This is a genomic window from Klebsiella pasteurii (assembly GCF_018139045.1).
GTDB classification, from domain to species: domain Bacteria; phylum Pseudomonadota; class Gammaproteobacteria; order Enterobacterales; family Enterobacteriaceae; genus Klebsiella; species Klebsiella grimontii.
In genome coordinates this window covers 1,262,168-1,278,699 of the sequence record NZ_CP073236.1, presented here as the reverse complement: position 1 = coordinate 1,278,699, position 16,532 = coordinate 1,262,168, and the positions used below count along the sequence as shown (strand labels likewise).

Annotated in this window: 18 protein-coding genes; 11 read left to right on the top strand and 7 right to left on the bottom strand. The window is 58.5% G+C overall.

The features are described 5' to 3' along the window. Positions 1-4: 4 nt before the first annotated feature. The gene (gene ftrA, locus KCG39_RS06025; RefSeq protein ID WP_049115152.1) at positions 5-1,015 is read right to left on the bottom strand and encodes a transcriptional regulator FtrA; all 1,011 of its coding nucleotides are present in this window, start codon (positions 1,013-1,015) and stop codon (positions 5-7) included. A 67-nt stretch (positions 1,016-1,082) separates the two neighbouring features. Here ftrA and KCG39_RS06020 point away from each other — a divergent pair, with 67 nt between their 5' ends. The 7 genes from KCG39_RS06020 to urtE all read left to right on the top strand — a co-directional run bounded on the left by KCG39_RS06020 (position 1,083) and on the right by urtE (position 8,412). After that, complete coding sequence (locus KCG39_RS06020; protein ID WP_004119806.1) at positions 1,083-1,475, top strand: rhodanese-like domain-containing protein; 393 nt, start codon at positions 1,083-1,085, stop codon at positions 1,473-1,475. 148 nt (positions 1,476-1,623) lie between these two features. Then, the gene (locus KCG39_RS06015; protein WP_004119816.1) at positions 1,624-2,727 is read left to right on the top strand and encodes a cobalamin-independent methionine synthase II family protein; all 1,104 of its coding nucleotides are present in this window, start codon (positions 1,624-1,626) and stop codon (positions 2,725-2,727) included. A gap of 176 nt (positions 2,728-2,903) precedes the next feature. After that, a complete protein-coding gene (gene urtA, locus KCG39_RS06010) occupies positions 2,904-4,175 on the top strand; it encodes an urea ABC transporter substrate-binding protein (protein WP_004136305.1) in 1,272 nt (423 codons plus the stop codon). Between the two features lie 84 nt (positions 4,176-4,259). Then, on the top strand, positions 4,260-5,834 hold the full coding sequence (gene urtB / locus KCG39_RS06005) for an urea ABC transporter permease subunit UrtB (RefSeq protein WP_049115154.1): 1,575 nt from the start codon (positions 4,260-4,262) through the stop codon (positions 5,832-5,834). Beyond that, a complete protein-coding gene (urtC, locus tag KCG39_RS06000) occupies positions 5,834-6,907 on the top strand; it encodes an urea ABC transporter permease subunit UrtC (RefSeq protein WP_004119822.1) in 1,074 nt (357 codons plus the stop codon). The genes urtB and urtC overlap by 1 nt, the downstream gene beginning before the upstream one ends. Then, positions 6,907-7,704, top strand: a complete 798-nt coding sequence (gene urtD / locus KCG39_RS05995; RefSeq protein ID WP_142468316.1) for an urea ABC transporter ATP-binding protein UrtD — start codon at positions 6,907-6,909, stop codon at positions 7,702-7,704. Before urtC ends, urtD begins: the two co-directional genes overlap by 1 nt. 9 nt (positions 7,705-7,713) lie before the next feature. Further along, positions 7,714-8,412, top strand: coding sequence for an urea ABC transporter ATP-binding subunit UrtE (urtE, locus tag KCG39_RS05990; RefSeq protein WP_142468315.1), 699 nt, complete (start codon positions 7,714-7,716; stop codon positions 8,410-8,412). Between the two features lie 132 nt (positions 8,413-8,544). Here the strand turns inward: urtE and KCG39_RS05985 are convergent, their stop codons facing one another. Together KCG39_RS05985 and ydeE are read right to left on the bottom strand one after the other, a co-directional pair. Then, positions 8,545-9,015: a helix-turn-helix domain-containing protein gene (locus tag KCG39_RS05985; protein WP_142468314.1), complete on the bottom strand. Its 471-nt coding sequence runs from the start codon at positions 9,013-9,015 to the stop codon at positions 8,545-8,547. A gap of 117 nt (positions 9,016-9,132) precedes the next feature. Continuing rightward, on the bottom strand, positions 9,133-10,326 hold the full coding sequence (gene ydeE / locus KCG39_RS05980) for an efflux MFS transporter YdeE (RefSeq protein ID WP_004119832.1): 1,194 nt from the start codon (positions 10,324-10,326) through the stop codon (positions 9,133-9,135). A 192-nt stretch (positions 10,327-10,518) separates the two neighbouring features. On the opposite strand from ydeE, the gene eamA reads away from it, so the two are divergent. After that, entirely contained in the window at positions 10,519-11,418 is a 900-nt protein-coding gene (gene eamA / locus KCG39_RS05975; protein ID WP_004119834.1) for an O-acetylserine/cysteine exporter, read from the top strand. Positions 11,419-11,449: 31 nt separating this feature from the next. Here the strand turns inward: eamA and marB are convergent, their stop codons facing one another. From marB to marR, 3 genes are read right to left on the bottom strand one after another with little or no spacing between them, the layout of a single operon-like run. Then, a complete protein-coding gene (marB, locus tag KCG39_RS05970; protein WP_004119836.1) occupies positions 11,450-11,668 on the bottom strand; it encodes a multiple antibiotic resistance protein MarB in 219 nt (72 codons plus the stop codon). 30 nt (positions 11,669-11,698) lie between these two features. Further along, a complete protein-coding gene (marA, locus tag KCG39_RS05965) occupies positions 11,699-12,079 on the bottom strand; it encodes an MDR efflux pump AcrAB transcriptional activator MarA (protein WP_004102351.1) in 381 nt (126 codons plus the stop codon). Positions 12,080-12,096: 17 nt separating this feature from the next. Continuing rightward, positions 12,097-12,531, bottom strand: a complete 435-nt coding sequence (gene marR, locus KCG39_RS05960; protein WP_004102349.1) for a multiple antibiotic resistance transcriptional regulator MarR — start codon at positions 12,529-12,531, stop codon at positions 12,097-12,099. A 260-nt stretch (positions 12,532-12,791) separates the two neighbouring features. On the opposite strand from marR, the gene KCG39_RS05955 reads away from it, so the two are divergent. Beyond that, entirely contained in the window at positions 12,792-13,460 is a 669-nt protein-coding gene (locus tag KCG39_RS05955; RefSeq protein WP_004119839.1) for a MarC family NAAT transporter, read from the top strand. Positions 13,461-13,533: 73 nt separating this feature from the next. Here KCG39_RS05955 and KCG39_RS05950 read toward each other — a convergent pair whose 3' ends face one another. Further along, the gene (locus KCG39_RS05950) at positions 13,534-14,733 is read right to left on the bottom strand and encodes a sugar transporter (protein WP_004119840.1); all 1,200 of its coding nucleotides are present in this window, start codon (positions 14,731-14,733) and stop codon (positions 13,534-13,536) included. Positions 14,734-14,937: 204 nt separating this feature from the next. On the opposite strand from KCG39_RS05950, the gene KCG39_RS05945 reads away from it, so the two are divergent. Next, positions 14,938-15,729: a PhzF family phenazine biosynthesis protein gene (locus KCG39_RS05945; RefSeq protein WP_087828167.1), complete on the top strand. Its 792-nt coding sequence runs from the start codon at positions 14,938-14,940 to the stop codon at positions 15,727-15,729. A gap of 9 nt (positions 15,730-15,738) precedes the next feature. Continuing rightward, a complete protein-coding gene (locus tag KCG39_RS05940; protein ID WP_139530188.1) occupies positions 15,739-16,527 on the top strand; it encodes a PhzF family phenazine biosynthesis protein in 789 nt (262 codons plus the stop codon). Positions 16,528-16,532 lie beyond the last annotated feature (5 nt).

The window sequence follows — 16,532 nt, the reverse complement described above, 5'->3', positions numbered from 1 at the left end:
TAAATCACATTACGTTTTTGTCCACCATTATCTTCTTTCTGTACTGCAACGGGCTAAGATCAAACTGCTGGCGAAAGTGATGGCGTAGGGTGCTGGCGTTTGAGAAACCGCAAAGCTCGGCAATCTGTTCAACGCTCAGCCGGCTGTGGGTTAAATGCTGCGTGGCGCGCTGAAGGCGCTCGTCAAGCAGCCAGCGGGCAGGGGTTTTGCCGGTGGCGTCTTCGAAACGGCGCAAAAAAGTCCTGGGGCCCATGCCGGCTCTTGCCGCCAGCGATGCCACGGTGTGGCTTGCGGCGAGATTCTGATGCAGAAAATCAAATAATTGCCCCAGCCGCTGGCTCTCTCGCGCTTTAGCCACCGGGCGAACAATCTGCTGCGCCTGCCCGCCGTCGCGATGGGGGGAAACCACCAGACGTCGGGCGACAAGATTCGCCGCGTCGACGCCAAAGTCCTCGCGTACCAGATGCAAACATAAATCGATACCCGCAGCACTGCCGGCGGAGGTCATGACGCCTTCGGCGCCGACGTACAGCACGTCATCGACCACCTCAATCTGCGGAAACCTCGCCCGCAGCTGGTCGGTATAGCGCCAGTGGGTGGTCGCCTGGCGGCCGTTCAGCAGCCCGGCGGCGGCCAGAACGAAAACCCCGGAGCAGATAGAAATGATCCGGCAGCCTCGCGCATGGGCGGCGACCAGCGCTTCGCATAGCCGCGGCGGCACAGGGGAGTCGATACCGCGCCAGCCCGGCACCACGATGGTGTCCGCTTCGCCTAACAGCGCCATGCCGCCGTCGGTCATCAGCCGAATCCCGCCGGTCGCCCGCAGCTCGCCTTCGTCGACGGCGGCCACGGCAAAACGATACCAGCGTTCGCCCATCTCAGGGCGCGGCAGGCCAAAGATCTCGACGGCGACGCCAAATTCAAAAGTACACAGGCCATCGTAGGCCAAGGCAACGACCCGATGTTGTGACAACGTCACGGGTGGAATTGTCATGATTTCAGCGTTTTCAGTCATAGTTCTCGGCAGATGTCGCGCAGGCGGTTAATTAAAGTAGTGGTATCACAGACAAGGAGAAGATGCCATGAGTGTTGTAACCGCTATTGCCCCCGCCAGTTCTACCGACGCTGCCGCCTGGTTTCGTCATAAGCTAAGCCTCGAGACCGACTGCGCCGATGTCTACAGCGCGATGCGCGGAGGAGAAGCGGATTTTGTTCTGCTACACGTCGTCGGCAGTGAGGAAACCTTTGCCCGTCGCCACCTCCCGGGCGCCCTGCATTTACCGCACCGGCAGATTGATGAAGCCAGAATGGCGCAATGGCCTCAGGAGACGCTGTTTGTGGTCTACTGCGCCGGGCCGCACTGCAACGGGGCGGACGTCGCCGCCATGAAGCTGGCGCTACTGGGGCGTCCGGTCAAAATGATGCTCGGCGGTTTGACCGGCTGGGAAGATGAAGGCTTGCCCTTCGCAAAATGAATTTATTTCATGTGCCATGAAATATTGTCGTTTGCCGATGAATCCTCCGCATGCCAGTATCTGGACATATAGACATCCAGAAGTCTAAAAATTCAAATAATGAACTATCACGGTGGGCAACTACCTTGCCCACCGCTAAGGAGACACCATGCAACGTCAGCAGGCCCCGTTCCGCGCAGATATCGTCGGCAGTTTTTTACGTCCGGACGCCATCAAACAGGCCCGCCAGCAGCTGGCCGCAGGCGCTATTGACGCACAGCAGCTGCGGCAGATAGAAAATGAGGCGATTCGCGATCTGGTGCAGCAGCAGTGCGAGTGCGGGCTGCACGTGGTGACCGACGGCGAGTTTCGCCGCGCGTGGTGGCACTTTGATTTCTTTGACGGTTTACAGGGCGTTGAGCGCTACGATTCTGAAAAAGGTATCCAGTTCAACGGGGTACAGACCAAAGCGCACGGGGTTCGCGTCACCGGTAAACTGGCCTTCGGCGATCACCCGATGCTGGAAGATTTTCGCTATCTGAAGAGCGTCAGCGGCAGCGCGCAACCGAAAATGACCATTCCCAGCCCGAGCGTGCTGCACTTCCGCGGCGGGCGCAAAGATATTGACGCGACGGTATATCCGGACCTCGCCGACTATTTCGATGACCTGGCGACCACCTGGCGCGACGCCATTCGCGCCTTCTACGATGAGGGCTGCCGCTATTTACAGCTCGATGACACCGTCTGGGCCTACCTGTGCTCCGATGAGCAGCGTCAGCAGGTTCGCGATCGCGGCGAAGACCCGGATGAACTGGCGCGCATCTATGCCCGCGTTCTGAATAAGGCCCTGGAAGGGAAGCCGGAGGATCTGACCGTTGGCCTGCACGTGTGTCGCGGTAACTTCCGCTCGACCTGGATCTCCGAGGGCGGCTACGAGCCGGTTGCGGAAGTGCTGTTCGGCGGCGTTAACATCGACGCGTTTTTCCTCGAATATGATAACGACCGCTCCGGCGACTTCGCGCCGCTGCGCTATATTCGTCCCGGCCATCAGCAGGTGGTGCTGGGGCTGATCACCACTAAAAACGGCGAGCTGGAAAACCCGGAAGGGGTGAAGGCTCGACTGCAGGAGGCGGCGCAGTACGTCCCGCTGGCGCAGATCTGCCTCAGCCCGCAGTGTGGCTTTGCCTCCACCGAAGAGGGGAATTCCCTGACGGAAGCCCAGCAGTGGGACAAAGTCCGTCTGGTTACCGGCATCGCCGCACAGGTCTGGTAATCTCTTCATAGCGCAGCGTTGCACTATTTTAAGGCAACGCGGCGCCCCCTCTTTTATTTCCCCCATATTCCGCCGCGCTTTCAGGGTATTTCGCAACCTGGCATTGTTTTTGCCTTATCACTTCCGGTTAGTCGTTAATTCATTTTTTGTCTTTGCGCTATTCAGGAGTGACACACATGCAGCGTCGTACATTATTAAAAGCTTTTGCTCTCTCCGCCTCTGTTATCAGCATGGGCTTCTCCCTGCAGGTTTATGCCGCCGACACCATTAAAGTCGGCATTATGCACTCGCTTTCCGGGACGATGGCGATTTCTGAAACCCCGCTGAAAGATGTCGCCCTGATGGCTATCGACGACATCAACGCCAAAGGCGGCGTACTGGGTAAAAAACTGGAACCGGTTGTGGTGGACCCGGCGTCAAACTGGCCGCTGTTCGCCGAAAAAGCGCGGCAGCTGCTGACCCAGGATAAGGTGGCGGCGGTGTTCGGCTGCTGGACCTCCGTATCGCGTAAATCGGTTCTGCCGGTATTCGAAGAGCTGAATGGTTTGCTCTTCTACCCGGTACAGTACGAAGGTGAAGAGATGTCGCCAAACGTGTTCTACACCGGCGCGGCGCCAAACCAGCAGGCGATTCCGGCGGTAGAATACCTGCTGAGCGAAGACGGCGGCGGGGCGAAACGCTTTTTCCTGCTGGGTACCGACTACGTCTATCCGCGCACCACCAACAAAATTCTCCGCGCTTTCCTGCACGCCAAAGGGATTCAGGATAAAGATATCGAAGAGGTCTATACCCCGTTCGGCTATAGCGACTATCAGACTATCGTCGCCAACATCAAGAAATTCTCCGCTGGCGGCAAAACGGCAGTGGTTTCTACCATCAACGGCGATTCCAACGTCCCGTTCTATAAAGAGCTGGCCAACCAGGGCCTGAAAGCGACAGACGTGCCGGTTGTGGCCTTCTCCGTGGGCGAGGAGGAGCTACGCGGCATTGATACCAAACCGCTGGTGGGCAACCTCGCGGCGTGGAACTACTTCGAATCCGTTGATAACCCTACCAACAAACAATTTGTCGCGGATTATCGTGCCTATGCCAAAGCCCATAAGCTGCCGAACGCCGATACCGTCGTAACCAATGATCCGATGGAAGCGACCTGGGTTGGCCTGCACATGTGGGCGCAGGCGGTGACCAAAGCGGGCACCACCGACGTAGACAAAGTGCGCGAAGCGATGGCCGGGCAAACCTTCAAGGCGCCGTCAGGCTTTACCCTGACCATGGATGCCACCAACCACCATCTGCATAAACCGGTGATGATCGGCGAAATCGAAAGCAACGGCCAGTTTAACGTGGTCTGGCAGACCGAAGAACCGGTACGCGCCCAGCCGTGGAGCCCGTGGATTGCCGGTAATGACAAAAAGCCTGATCACCCGGTGAAAACCGCCAGCAACTAAGCGCCAGACCCCGGCGCTGCGCTGGGGTGATTGACTCAGTCCTCCGGGCCCAAAGCCCGGATTTCCCCGAAAAGGAGAACGACCATGAACGCATTGCGCCTCATGTGTTACTTCGCGCTGCTCATGGTCTTGCTACCGTGGCGGGCGCAGGCAGCGGACGCCGACGATTTTGTGGCGGCCAATCGTAGCCAGCAGGCTCAGCTGCTTGAACGGTGGGCCGCCGCGCCCGAAGCCTCGCGTTTACCGCTGTTGCGGGCGCTGAAGAGCGAAACATTACAATCGGACAGCGACGGTCATGCCTTCAGCAAGCAGGGGGAAAAGCTGCTGGCGCTGGGCGAGGTTGCGGCTCCCGAGGGGGCGACAAAACCGGTACGCCTGACCAACCGCCTGCGTAACCTGGCGGCTGGCGCGCTGGCGACGCATCTACTGGTAAGTGACAACGTCACTGAAAGGGCTGCGGCGGTGAAAACCCTTCAGCGCGAGGCCACGCCAGAGATGGCGGGTCTGCTTCAGCAGCGTCTGACGGCGGAAAGCGACGGCGCGGTGAAATCGCAGCTGGAAATTGCGCTGGCCCGTTTACAGCTTGCCAGCTCGCAGCCCGCGCAGAGGCTGGCGGCCATCGCGCTGCTCGGCCACTCCGGCGACCCTGAAACCCAGGCGCTGCTGACGCCGTATACCGATGCGCAACATGAGCCAGACCCGGCGATTCGCGCGGCGGCCCAGGAGAGCCTGAGCAAAATCCAGCATCGCCTGCTGCTGGGCGATCTTCTCGGCCAGGCATTTATGGGCCTCTCTCTCGGCTCCGTTTTGCTGCTCGCCGCGCTCGGCCTGGCCATCACCTACGGTCTGCTGGGGGTGATCAATATGGCCCACGGTGAGATGCTGATGATTGGCGCCTACAGCTGCTGGCTGGTGCAGCAGGCGCTGGCGCAGCTGGCTCCGCAGTGGCTGGCCTTCTATCCGTTAATTGCACTGCCGGTGGCGTTCCTGGTGACCGGCGGTATCGGCATGGCGCTGGAACGCACCGTGATCCGCCATCTCTACGGCCGCCCGCTAGAGACGCTGCTTGCTACATGGGGCATCAGCCTGATGCTCATCCAGCTGGTGCGGATGCTGTTCGGCGCGCAGAACGTTGAAGTGGCTAACCCGGCGTGGCTCTCCGGCGGCGTGCAGGTTCTGCCGAATCTCATTCTGCCGTGGAACCGTCTGGCGGTGCTGGCTTTTGTGCTGCTGGTGCTGCTCTTTACCTGGCTGACGCTGAACAAGACCCGGTTGGGGATGAACGTGCGGGCGGTGACGCAAAACCGCGCGATGGCGGCCTGCTGCGGCGTGCCGACCGGACGCGTCGATATGCTGGCGTTTGGCCTCGGCTCGGGTATTGCCGGGCTGGGCGGCGTCGCGCTGTCGCAGCTCGGCAACGTCGGGCCGGAGCTGGGCCAGGGCTATATTATCGACTCCTTCCTCGTGGTGGTGCTCGGCGGCGTTGGTCAGTTGGCCGGCAGCGTGGCGGCGGCGTTTGGTCTTGGGATCTTTAACAAAATCCTTGAACCGCAGATGGGGGCCGTGCTGGGCAAGATCCTGATCCTGGTACTGATTATCCTGTTTATCCAGAAACGTCCCCAGGGACTGTTCGCCCTCAAAGGGAGGGTTATTGACTAATGAGCCAACCTATTACCTTAACGCTGGCGCGTAAAGCGCCGCGCCCGCTACGCTGGCTCGGCGTTGTGCTGCTGCTGGGCCTGCTGAGTATGCCGTTTCTGGCGCTGCTGCCGGCCTCGCATCCGCTGGCGGTCTCCACCTGGCTGCTGACGCTGACCGGCAAGATCCTCTGCTACGCCATTGTCGCCGTGGCGCTGGATTTGGTCTGGGGCTATGCCGGGATGCTCTCGCTCGGCCACGGGATCTTTTTTGCCCTCGGCGGCTACGCCATGGGCATGTACCTGATGCGCCAGGCGGCGGGCGACGGATTACCGGCCTTTATGTCGTTTTTATCATGGAGCGAACTGCCGTGGTTCTGGTGGGGCACCCAGCATTTCGCCTGGGCTATGCTGCTGGTGGTGCTGGTGCCCGGTCTGCTGGCCCTGGTGTTCGGCTGGTTTGCCTTTCGCTCAAAAATCAAAGGCGTCTATTTTTCGATCATGACCCAGGCGCTGACCTACGCCGGGATGCTGCTGTTTTTCCGTAACGAAACCGGGTTTGGCGGGAACAATGGTTTTACCGGCTTTACCACGCTGCTCGGTTTCTCCGTCACCGCCATCAGCACCCGGGCGGCGCTGTTTATGGCGACGGTGCTGCTGCTGCTGCTCACCCTGTGGATCGGCTATCTGCTGGCGCAGAGTAAATTTGGCCGCGTGCTGACGGCGGTACGCGATGCGGAAAACCGCCTGATGTTCTGCGGCTACGATCCGCGCGGCTTTAAGCTGCTGGTATGGACCCTTTCAGCCGTACTGTGCGGCCTGGCGGGGGCGCTGTACGTGCCGCAGGTCGGGATCATCAACCCCAGCGAAATGTCGCCAACTAACTCTATTGAAGCGGCAATCTGGGTGGCGCTCGGGGGACGCGGAACCTTAATCGGTCCAGTGCTCGGCGCAGGCCTGGTCAATGGCGCGAAAAGCTATTTCACCATGGCGATGCCGGAGTACTGGCAGCTCTTTCTTGGGCTGATTTTTATTATCGTGACGCTATTTTTACCGCGTGGGGTCATTGGCCTGCTGCGTAGAGGAGATCGCTGATGCAACTGGATGAAGAGCTCTTCACCCGCCAGCTGCCGACGGACCGTTTTCGCGAGCAAACCGATCCGGTGCTACAGTTGGAAGAGATTAACGTCAACTTTGACGGTTTTCAGGCGCTGACCAACCTGTCGCTGCAGATTGGCGTCGGCGAGCTACGCTGCGTGATCGGGCCGAACGGCGCCGGGAAAACCACTCTGATGGACGTGATCACCGGTAAAACCCGGCCGCAGAGCGGCAGGGCGCTTTACGATCAGTCGGTGGACTTAACGACCCTCGATCCCATCGCGATCGCTCGCCAGGGCATCGGGCGCAAGTTTCAGAAACCGACGGTCTTTGAGGCGCTGACGGTAGCGGAAAACCTGGAGCTGGCAATGAAAGGCGACAAGTCGGTGTGGGCCAGTCTGCGGGCCCGTCTGAACAGCGAGCAGGCTGACCGAATCAGCGATACCCTGCGCCTGCTGCGGCTTGATGGCGAACGCTATCGACCGGCAGGATTGCTGTCGCACGGGCAAAAGCAGTTCCTTGAAATCGGCATGCTGCTGGTGCAGGAGCCGCATTTGCTGCTGCTGGACGAACCCGCCGCCGGGATGACCGATGCGGAGACGGAATATACTGCCGAGCTGTTCCGCACCCTGGCCGGGCAGCATTCGCTGATGGTGGTCGAGCATGATATGGGCTTTGTCGAGACCATCGCCGACAGGGTGACGGTGCTGCATCAGGGGCAGGTGCTGGCGGAAGGATCATTGAGGGAAGTGCAGGCCAACGAACAGGTGATTGAAGTTTATCTCGGACGTTAAGGAGCGCGGATGCTACAGGTTAATCAACTACACCAATACTATGGCGGCAGCCACATTCTGCGCGGGGTGGATTTTTCCGCCCGCCAGGGCGAAATCACCTGTCTGCTCGGGCGCAACGGGGTGGGGAAAACCACCTTGCTGAAGTGTCTGATGGGGCTGATCCCGGCGCGCAGCGGCGAGGTGCGGTGGCAGGAGAAGAATATCACCCACCGCAAACCGCATCAGCGGGTACAGTCAGGGATCGCCTACGTGCCGCAGGGGCGGGAGATTTTTCCACGCCTGACGGTCGAGGAGAATCTGCTGATGGGGCTGTCCCGCTTTCCCGCCCGCGACGCGCGGGCGGTGCCGGAAGAGATTTATCAGCTGTTTCCGGTGCTCAAAACCATGAAGCAACGGCGCGGGGGCGACCTCTCCGGCGGCCAACAGCAGCAGCTGGCGATTGGTCGGGCGCTGGCCAGCCGTCCTCAGCTGTTGATTCTTGATGAACCGACGGAGGGCATTCAGCCGTCGGTGATTAAGGAGATTGGCGAGGTTATTCGCCAGCTGGCGAACCGCGGGGATATGGCGATTCTGCTGGTGGAGCAGTTCTATGATTTCGCCGCAGGTTTAGCGGATCGCTATCTGGTGATGTCGCGCGGCGCGATTATTCAACAGGGCAACGGCCGCGATATGGAAGCCGAAGGCGTCCGCGGGATGGTCACCATTTAACCCTTCCCGGATGGCGGCCTCCCTCCGGCTCGCGCTGCGCTTAGCCGGGCTACAGGTATACAGCAGTCTGCTGGCCCGTAGCCCGGGCAAGGCGCGTCGAGCGCCGCCCCCCGGGAAAAAGCGCGCAGAGGGTTATTTGCGCAGCAGCCGCTGCAGACGCGCCTGACGCCAGCTATTGATCCATTCGCCAAAGACAAACAGGCGTAACCCTTTAACCACCAGCAGCGTCCCCCAGATGATGGCCACCCATGCGGACCAGTAGCTGTCTGCGCCGGTCAGCCAGTTTAGCAGCGCCAGCATAACGCAGACGACGACAGCTACCGTCAGAGAACGGAAAAAACGGCTCTCGCATTCGACGCGCGCTTTGGCTTCCTCAATGCGTAAATCCAGCGACTCCTCATGCCCCTCCGGCGACTCGCCGCTAATCTCGGCGACGTTGACTTCAAACACCGCCGCAAGCGCGCTGAGCGTCTCCAGGCCGGGGCGGTCGCCGTTCTCGATGCGTTGAATGGTGCGCACGCTCACGCCGGCCAGTTCGGCAAGCTGCTCCTGTGACCAGGCGCGCTGCAAACGTAATTGTTTAACCTGATTGCTATTGTTCATTGTTTCTATCTCCGGGTGAAAACCTGAGATGGAGTATTATCGAGCGGGCTGTCGGTCACCACGATCGGAACCCGACAGGGACGCGACAGCAACCTGACAACCGCACGGCGCCTGACCTCAGGCGCTGGCGACCGCGCTGCCGTTCCACGGACGAACGTTCATCCCACGGAAAATCATCAGCCATGCGGCGATAATAGCCAACATCAATATCGCAAACAGCGACCAGTGCGGTAAGTGAGTCAAAATCGTCCCGGTCAGCATCGGGTTAAACGCCGCTCCCAGCCAGCCCAGCGACTGGGCGGAAAAGTAGCTGGCTTTCATGCCCGGCGGCGCAATGTTATCGATCAGCATATATTCACCCGGCGCGTAAATTACCTCCCCGAGGGTAAAAATGGCGGCGGAGACGCCCCACAGCAGCAGGCTATTATCGGAAATGACAAATCCGCCCAGTCCGATCACAAAACAGGCCGTCCCAAAGGTCATTAGCGGGCGAATATTACGAGCGGTCAGGCGCCGGCCGACGGCATACTGCAACGCCACCACCACGGCGGCGTTGACCGGCAGCACCACGGCAACCACTTTTTCGGCAAAGTCGCTATCGGCAACCACCAGCACATACTGGGAAATACAGGAGGCGAACGAACCGCCGACAAAAGAGGCCAGCAGGCCGGAGAGGGTAAACCACAGCAGAGCGCGATCGCGCAGCAGCACTGACGGCGACCACTGGACCGCGTTATCCTGAGCAACCGCGGCGCTGGCGCGCTGAACAAACAGCTGAATAAATACCAGCGGCAGGGCGGCGCAGCCGGCCGCCAGCCAGAACGGCAGGTTAATGCTGTGCATAACCAGCAGGGTGCCGATCGGCGGCCCGACGGTCCAGCCAATGTTGAGGAAGGTGTAGTTGAGGGAAAATATCTGCGCTTTCTTCGCCGGCGAGAGTACGTCGGCGAACCACGCTTTCAGCACGGTTGAGAATACGGAGTAGGCGCAATTAATCAGCGCGAAGAAAAAGACCACCAGCGCGACGCTGTTAACCAACGGAATCGCGATAAAACCGCCAATAAACGCCAGCACGGCGAGCGTCATATAGCGCTTTTTATCGAACTTATCGGCGAGAATGCCAAAACCCATGCTGAACAGCACCCCAACGATCAGCGCGCTCGACAGCGCATAGCCGATTTTATCCACCTCCAGTTGATACTGACGGGTGAGGTAGATCGTCATAAAAGGTAACGTTGCGCCACGGCCAATGGTTAACAGCAACGACGAAGCCAGCAGCGCTGCGGTTGAGCGCCTGAGAGTCGGTATCATTTTTTCCTTGCCTGATATGATGTTATTTTTGTTGTCACGATCACAAATAGCACGCTAACCGAGGCTTGTATAGTTCCCATCGGTAATGAAAAGCACGTCAGCGCCCTACCGAAAATAATGATCTATGCGGCGGGCGAATTATTCGTTACTTTGATTTTGTTCACAAAAATTCCAATAACAACCGAGGCGGGTATGACGCGTAAAGACGGACTGCTGGCATTGCTAGTGGTGGTGGTATGGGGGCTGAATTTCGTGGTGATCAAGATGGGACTGCATAATATGCCGCCGCTGATGCTTGCCGGGCTGCGCTTTTTGCTGGTGGCTTTCCCGGCGCTGTTCTTCGTCGCGCGACCAAAAATTCCGTTAACCCTGCTGCTGGGCTACGGCCTGACGGTTAGCTTCGGTCAGTTTGCGTTTCTGTTCTGCGCGATCAGTCTTGGCATGCCAGCCGGGCTGGCATCGCTGGTGCTGCAGGCCCAGGCCTTTTTCACCATCATTCTCGGGGCGTTTATTTTCGGCGAACGTTTGCAGGGGAAACAGCTGGCGGGGATCGCGCTGGCGATTTTCGGCGTGCTGGTGCTGGTCGAAGCCAGCCTCGGCGGTCAGCACGTGCCGCTGGTGGGCTTTATGCTAACGCTGGCCGCGGCGTTGAGCTGGGCCTGCGGCAATATCTTCAACAAGAAAATTATGTCGCATGCGAGCCGGCCGCCGATTATGTCTTTGGTGGTGTGGAGCGCGTTGATTCCGGTGCTGCCGTTTATGCTGGCGTCGTGGATCCTCGACGGTCCGCAGGTCATGGCGGCAAGCCTGCTGCATATCGACCTGCTGACGATCCTGTCGCTGCTATACCTGGCGTTTATTGCCACTATCATCGGCTACGGGATCTGGGGGGCGCTGCTCGGCCGCTATGAGACCTGGCGCGTGGCGCCGCTGTCGCTGCTGGTGCCGGTTGTCGGGATGGCCAGCGCCGCCTTATTGCTCGGCGAGACGCTGAACAGTCTGCAGCTGCTGGGGGCGGTACTGATTCTGGCCGGGTTGTATATCAACGTGTTTGGCCTGCGGATCGCGCGTCCGGGCGTGGCGCGGGGGTAAAAAAAAGCCCCGGTAACGGGGCTAAAGGGATTTACAGGCCTTGCTGGTTGTAATAGGGCACGCCCAGTTCATCTGATTTATCACTGCCCGAAGCCATGTGATTGAAATCAAAAGGCGAATCGTTATGTTCGGAAGGAATAATCATCGCATCCCGGTTGTTGTGACGAACAGGAGTGCTGGTTTGCTCCGCGTAACTTTGGCCTGAGGCCAGCGCCAGTAGCACGATGGCGGCGGAAGCGAATAGTTTCATTATTTCCTCAATACGTCTTTTTGCAGGCGGTTAACAACAGTTGTTCAGTGGGAGCAGATAGCGCGACTCGCCCGGTACATTGGTAATACGGTACTGGTGCGGCGGAACATCGAAATAGTTTTTAAAAGTTCGCGTCAGCGTTTGCTGCGATTCAAAACCGTAGCGCTCGGCCAGGTATAAGATAGGCTCGTTGCTCTGCTTCAGCTTCTGCGCGATCTCGGTCAGCTTACGGCTGCGGATATACTGTCCCAGCGAGTGACCGGTCTCTTTCTTAAACATTCTTTGCAGGTGCCACTTGGAGTAACCTGAGCGCTCTGAAACCTTCTCCAGCGACAGGGGCGATTCCAGGTTATCCTCGATCCACGACAAAATACTATGGATAGTGATGGCGTCGTTATTGCGTCTGGACATCATCTTACCTCTTCTTATTACGACAGAACTTTTTTGAGTAAACACTCAAGAGTGGCCACTTCATCCGTCGACAGATTTTTTGTTAGTTCCTGGTGCAATTTCTGACCCACAACCTGATGACATTGCTCACAAAGGGCTGCGCCGTCTGGCGTTAACTGTACCAGCACGCCGCGCTTGTCAGTCGGGTTGGGTAACCGTTCAATCCAGCCTTTACAGACCAGGCGGTCGAGCATGCGCGTCATTGCGCCTGGGTCGACCGAAAGTACGGTTTTCAGCTCAACGGGGGTAATACACACTTCGCAACGAATGGAACAGAGCACCCGGAACTGGGTGGAAGTAATATCCATCGGCGAGAGATAGTCGTTGAGCAGGCGATCTTTTTTCTGGTTAACCATCTGGATCAAGCGACCAAGGGGGATCATTTCGTTAAACAGGTCGCTTGTACTTTTCACAATGGTTGCCCAGGCAATGACTTAGTTGCGGGAGATATTATTGCCTAGGCAAATATAAGTCAACCTGATGAATTGCCCGATGCCACGATTTGCTAAAACGAATTGATGTGATGCAGGTCACTCTATTTCGCGTTGTTGTCTTATGATTTGATGGAGTGGTGAATGCGTTCTGCGGAGAACGGGTACAATCTGACCCCAGACGATATACTCAGTACGCCTCATTTTTTGCTAATCCAATATTTACAGGACCTTAATTCTCTATGATGGATCTTTTTAAAGCGATAGGCCTGGGGCTGGTGGTGATTCTACCGCTGGCGAACCCGCTGACTACCGTAGCGCTGTTCCTGGGCCTGGCCGGGAATATGAACAACGCCGAGCGTAACCGTCAGTCGCTGATGGCCTCGGTTTATGTGTTCGCCATCCTGATGGTCGCCTGGTATGCCGGACAGGTGGTGATGAACACCTTCGGAATATCGATTCCCGGTCTGCGTATTGCCGGCGGCCTGATTGTCGCCTTTATCGGCTTCCGCATGCTGTTTCCACAGCAAAAAGCCCACGATTCGATGGAAGCCAAGCTGAAATCGGAAGAGCTCGAGGATGAACCGACCGCCAATATCGCCTTCGTTCCGCTGGCGATGCCAAGCACCGCCGGGCCGGGGACAATCGCGATGATTATCAGCTCAGCGTCGACGGTAAAGCACGGGGCGAGCTTCCCGGACTGGGTTGTGTTGGTGGCGCCGCCGATTATTTTTGCCCTGGTCGGGATTATCCTCTGGGGCTGCCTGCGCAGTTCTGGCGCGATTATGCGTCTGGTCGGGAAGGGCGGCATTGAGGCGATTTCGCGCCTGATGGGCTTCCTGCTGGTCTGCATGGGCGTGCAGTTTATTATTAACGGCGTGCTGGAGATTATTTCGACTTATCACGCCTGACGACTTTGCGTCGACAGAAAAATAAAAAAGCCTGCCGATTTTGCAACCGGCAGGCTTTTTTTACGCCGAACTATCAGGAGTGATGCGGCTGGTGATCTTCCAGCGATACCGGCCAGCGACGGAAAATCATCACCGCCCAGATTAACGCGATAACGGCTGGGATCGCGCCGACGTAGCCAATAGACGCCATCGACAGATGGCTGCTGACCTGGCTGCCGACCAGCGCGCCCGCGCCGATGCCGATATTAAATATCCCCGAGAACAACGACATCGCCACGTCGGTGGCGTCCGGCGCCAGCGCCAGCACTTTCACCTGCATACCGAGACCGATAATCATGATCGCCACGCCCCAGAAGACGCTCAGCAGCATCAGGTGATTGGCGTTGTGCGAGGCGGGCAGCAGCAGCAGCAAACACGCCAGCAGCAGGCCAATCGCGGCGTTAATCAACCCGGAAGCATGCAGGTTGCCGAGTTTACCAAACAGGATGCTGCCGACGATCCCCGCACCGCCCAGGGTCAGCAGCAGCAGAGTGGCGAAGTTGCCGCTCAGCCCGGCCACCGTCTGGACAAACGGTTCAATATAGCTGTAGGCGGTATAGTGCGCGGTCACCACGATGACCGTCAGCAAATAGATGCTCAGCAGCGCAGGGCGGCGGAACAGCACCGGCAGGCTTTTCAGCGACCCTGAGTGCTCGCTCGGCAGCTTAGGTAGCAGTTTGATCAGGCAAACCATGGTGACCAGCGCCCCCAGGCCGATGACCAGGAAAGTGGTGCGCCAGCCAAAATACTGCCCGACAATACGGCCGATTGGGATGCCGAAGACCATCGCCAGTGCGGTACCGGTGGCAATCAGGCTCAGCGCCTGCGCCCGTTTACCCGGCGGGGCCATACGAATAGCCAGCGCGGAGGTGATCGACCAGAACACCGCGTGGGCGAAGGCGATGCCGATACGGCTGATCACCAGCACGTTGAAGTTCCAGGCCAGGAACGACAGCACGTGGCTGGCGATAAACAGGATAAACAGGCCAACCAGCAGGCGACGGCGTTCCATCTTGCTGGTCAGCAGCATAAAAGGCAGCGACATCAGGGCGACAACCCAGGCGTAGATCGTCAGCATGATCCCCACCTGCGCCGTTTCCATGCCAAAGCTGTCGGCGATGTCCGACAGCAGGCCCACGGGCGCAAATTCGGTGGTATTAAAGATAAATGCCGCAATCGCAAGCGTGACTACGCGAAGCCACGCGACCTTGCGTGAAACCGTATTTGTCATCATAAGTTCAGGGCTGGTTACAAAGAGGAAAGAAGTGGGACGATCTTAAAACGATTGCTGCTGAAAATACAATCATTTTGTGATCTGCATCTCATTTTTGTTGAGGCGAGGTTTCTGCGACTAACGGATTAATTTTTCTATTAAACGTGTGGATTTCTCCCGTTTATGTCATGTTATCGATAAGTAAAAAAAAAGAGGGACAGAACAATGCAGGAAATTAGCTTTTATCTGGTTGATGCCTTCAGCGATCGTAACTTTGGCGGTAACGCGGCGGCGGTTTGCCCGCTCACCGAATGGCTGCCGGACGAAACGCTGCTGAAAATGGCCCAGCAGCATAATCAGTCGGAGACCGCGTTTTTTGTGCGTACGGATGAGGGGTATGAGCTGCGTTGGTTTACGACGCTGTACGAAATCAACCTCTGCGGCCACGCGACCCTGGCGGCCTCGCACGTCATTTTTGAATATTTCGACCACCCCTCGTCGACAATCGTGTTTAGCACCCGCTTCGTCGGCGAGCTTCGCGTCACCCGCAGCGGTGACTGGCTGACGCTGGATTTCCCGGCCTGGGCGACGACGGTCGTTGAACAGCCGCCAGCTGAACTTTTGACGGGGCTCGGGGTGAGCGACGCGGTGGAAGTTCGCGTGGCGCGCGATTATCTGGTGATTTTAGCCGACCGCCAGCAGGTCGAGGCCGTGCGTCCGGACATGCATATGCTCCAGCGCCTTGGCAAAATGATCTGTATCAGCGCCGCGGATGAAGAGTATGACTTTGTCAGCCGTTTCTTCTGCCCGGGCGAGTCGGTGGCGGAAGACCCGGTCACCGGGTCCGCGCACAGCATGCTGATTCCCTACTGGGGCGAGAAGCTCGGCAAAACGGAGATGCAGGCGCGGCAGGTGTCGGCCCGCGGCGGCGACCTGCGCTGCCAGTGGCGGGGCGATCGGGTTCTGATCGGCGGTCAGGCGACGACCTACCTCATCGGCACCATAACTTTACGCTAAGGAGGCCCGGTGATTGACGTTCCTGTCTATCTGGTGGCGGCGTTCAGCGAGCAGCCTTTTGCCGGTAATCCGGCGGCGGTATGTCTGCTCAAGGAGTGGCTGCCGGATGAGCTGCTGCTCAAAATGGCCCAACAGCACAACCAGTCGGAAACCGCGTTTGTGGTGCCTGAGAGCGATGGTTTTGCGCTGCGCTGGTTTACCACCCGCAACGAGGTTAATCTTTGCGGCCACGCCACGCTTGCCAGCGCGCACGTGATATTTCATCACCTGGATTATCCTGATGCGGTGATTCACTTCGCGACCGCTTCCGGTCGGCTGACCGTGAACCGCGAAGGCGATTGGCTGACCCTGGATTTCCCGGCGGGGCAAACCGAAGAGCGCGAGCCGCCCGCGGCGATGCTCTCCGCGCTGGGGATTGACAGCTATCTCCACGCCCGCAAGGGGCGCGCATGGCTCATCGAACTTGCCTCTCGTGACCGGGTCGAAGCCCTGCGGCCCAACATTGCGGCGATGACGCCCGGTGAACATAAAGTGACCGTGACGGCGGCAGGCAGCGGCGAATATGACTTCGTTAGCCGCTTTTTCTCACCCGGCGAAGCGGTGTGGGAAGATCCGGTAACCGGTTCGGCGCATACCATGCTGATCCCATACTGGAGTGCGAAGCTGGGCAAAACCCATCTGCTGGCGCGTCAGGTTTCCGCGCGCGGCGGAGATATTCGCTGTCAGCTGAAGGGCGAAAGAGTCTTGATGAGCGGCCAGGCGGTGACCTATTTAAACGGCGTCATCACGCTGCGCTAGCCAGG

Excerpts from the sequence above, each read along its gene's own strand:
- ftrA (WP_049115152.1), bottom strand. The coding sequence starts at position 1,015 with ATGACTGAAAACGCTGAAATCATGACAATTCCACCCGTGACGTTGTCA.
- KCG39_RS06020 (WP_004119806.1), top strand. The coding sequence starts at position 1,083 with ATGAGTGTTGTAACCGCTATTGCCCCCGCCAGTTCTACCGACGCTGCC.
- KCG39_RS06015 (WP_004119816.1), top strand. The coding sequence starts at position 1,624 with ATGCAACGTCAGCAGGCCCCGTTCCGCGCAGATATCGTCGGCAGTTTT.
- urtA (WP_004136305.1), top strand. The coding sequence starts at position 2,904 with ATGCAGCGTCGTACATTATTAAAAGCTTTTGCTCTCTCCGCCTCTGTT.
- urtB (WP_049115154.1), top strand. The coding sequence starts at position 4,260 with ATGAACGCATTGCGCCTCATGTGTTACTTCGCGCTGCTCATGGTCTTG.
- urtC (WP_004119822.1), top strand. The coding sequence starts at position 5,834 with ATGAGCCAACCTATTACCTTAACGCTGGCGCGTAAAGCGCCGCGCCCG.
- urtD (WP_142468316.1), top strand. The coding sequence starts at position 6,907 with ATGCAACTGGATGAAGAGCTCTTCACCCGCCAGCTGCCGACGGACCGT.
- urtE (WP_142468315.1), top strand. The coding sequence starts at position 7,714 with ATGCTACAGGTTAATCAACTACACCAATACTATGGCGGCAGCCACATT.
- KCG39_RS05985 (WP_142468314.1), bottom strand. The coding sequence starts at position 9,015 with ATGAACAATAGCAATCAGGTTAAACAATTACGTTTGCAGCGCGCCTGG.
- ydeE (WP_004119832.1), bottom strand. The coding sequence starts at position 10,326 with ATGATACCGACTCTCAGGCGCTCAACCGCAGCGCTGCTGGCTTCGTCG.
- eamA (WP_004119834.1), top strand. The coding sequence starts at position 10,519 with ATGACGCGTAAAGACGGACTGCTGGCATTGCTAGTGGTGGTGGTATGG.
- marB (WP_004119836.1), bottom strand. The coding sequence starts at position 11,668 with ATGAAACTATTCGCTTCCGCCGCCATCGTGCTACTGGCGCTGGCCTCA.
- marA (WP_004102351.1), bottom strand. The coding sequence starts at position 12,079 with ATGTCCAGACGCAATAACGACGCCATCACTATCCATAGTATTTTGTCG.
- KCG39_RS05955 (WP_004119839.1), top strand. The coding sequence starts at position 12,792 with ATGATGGATCTTTTTAAAGCGATAGGCCTGGGGCTGGTGGTGATTCTA.
- KCG39_RS05950 (WP_004119840.1), bottom strand. The coding sequence starts at position 14,733 with ATGATGACAAATACGGTTTCACGCAAGGTCGCGTGGCTTCGCGTAGTC.
- KCG39_RS05945 (WP_087828167.1), top strand. The coding sequence starts at position 14,938 with ATGCAGGAAATTAGCTTTTATCTGGTTGATGCCTTCAGCGATCGTAAC.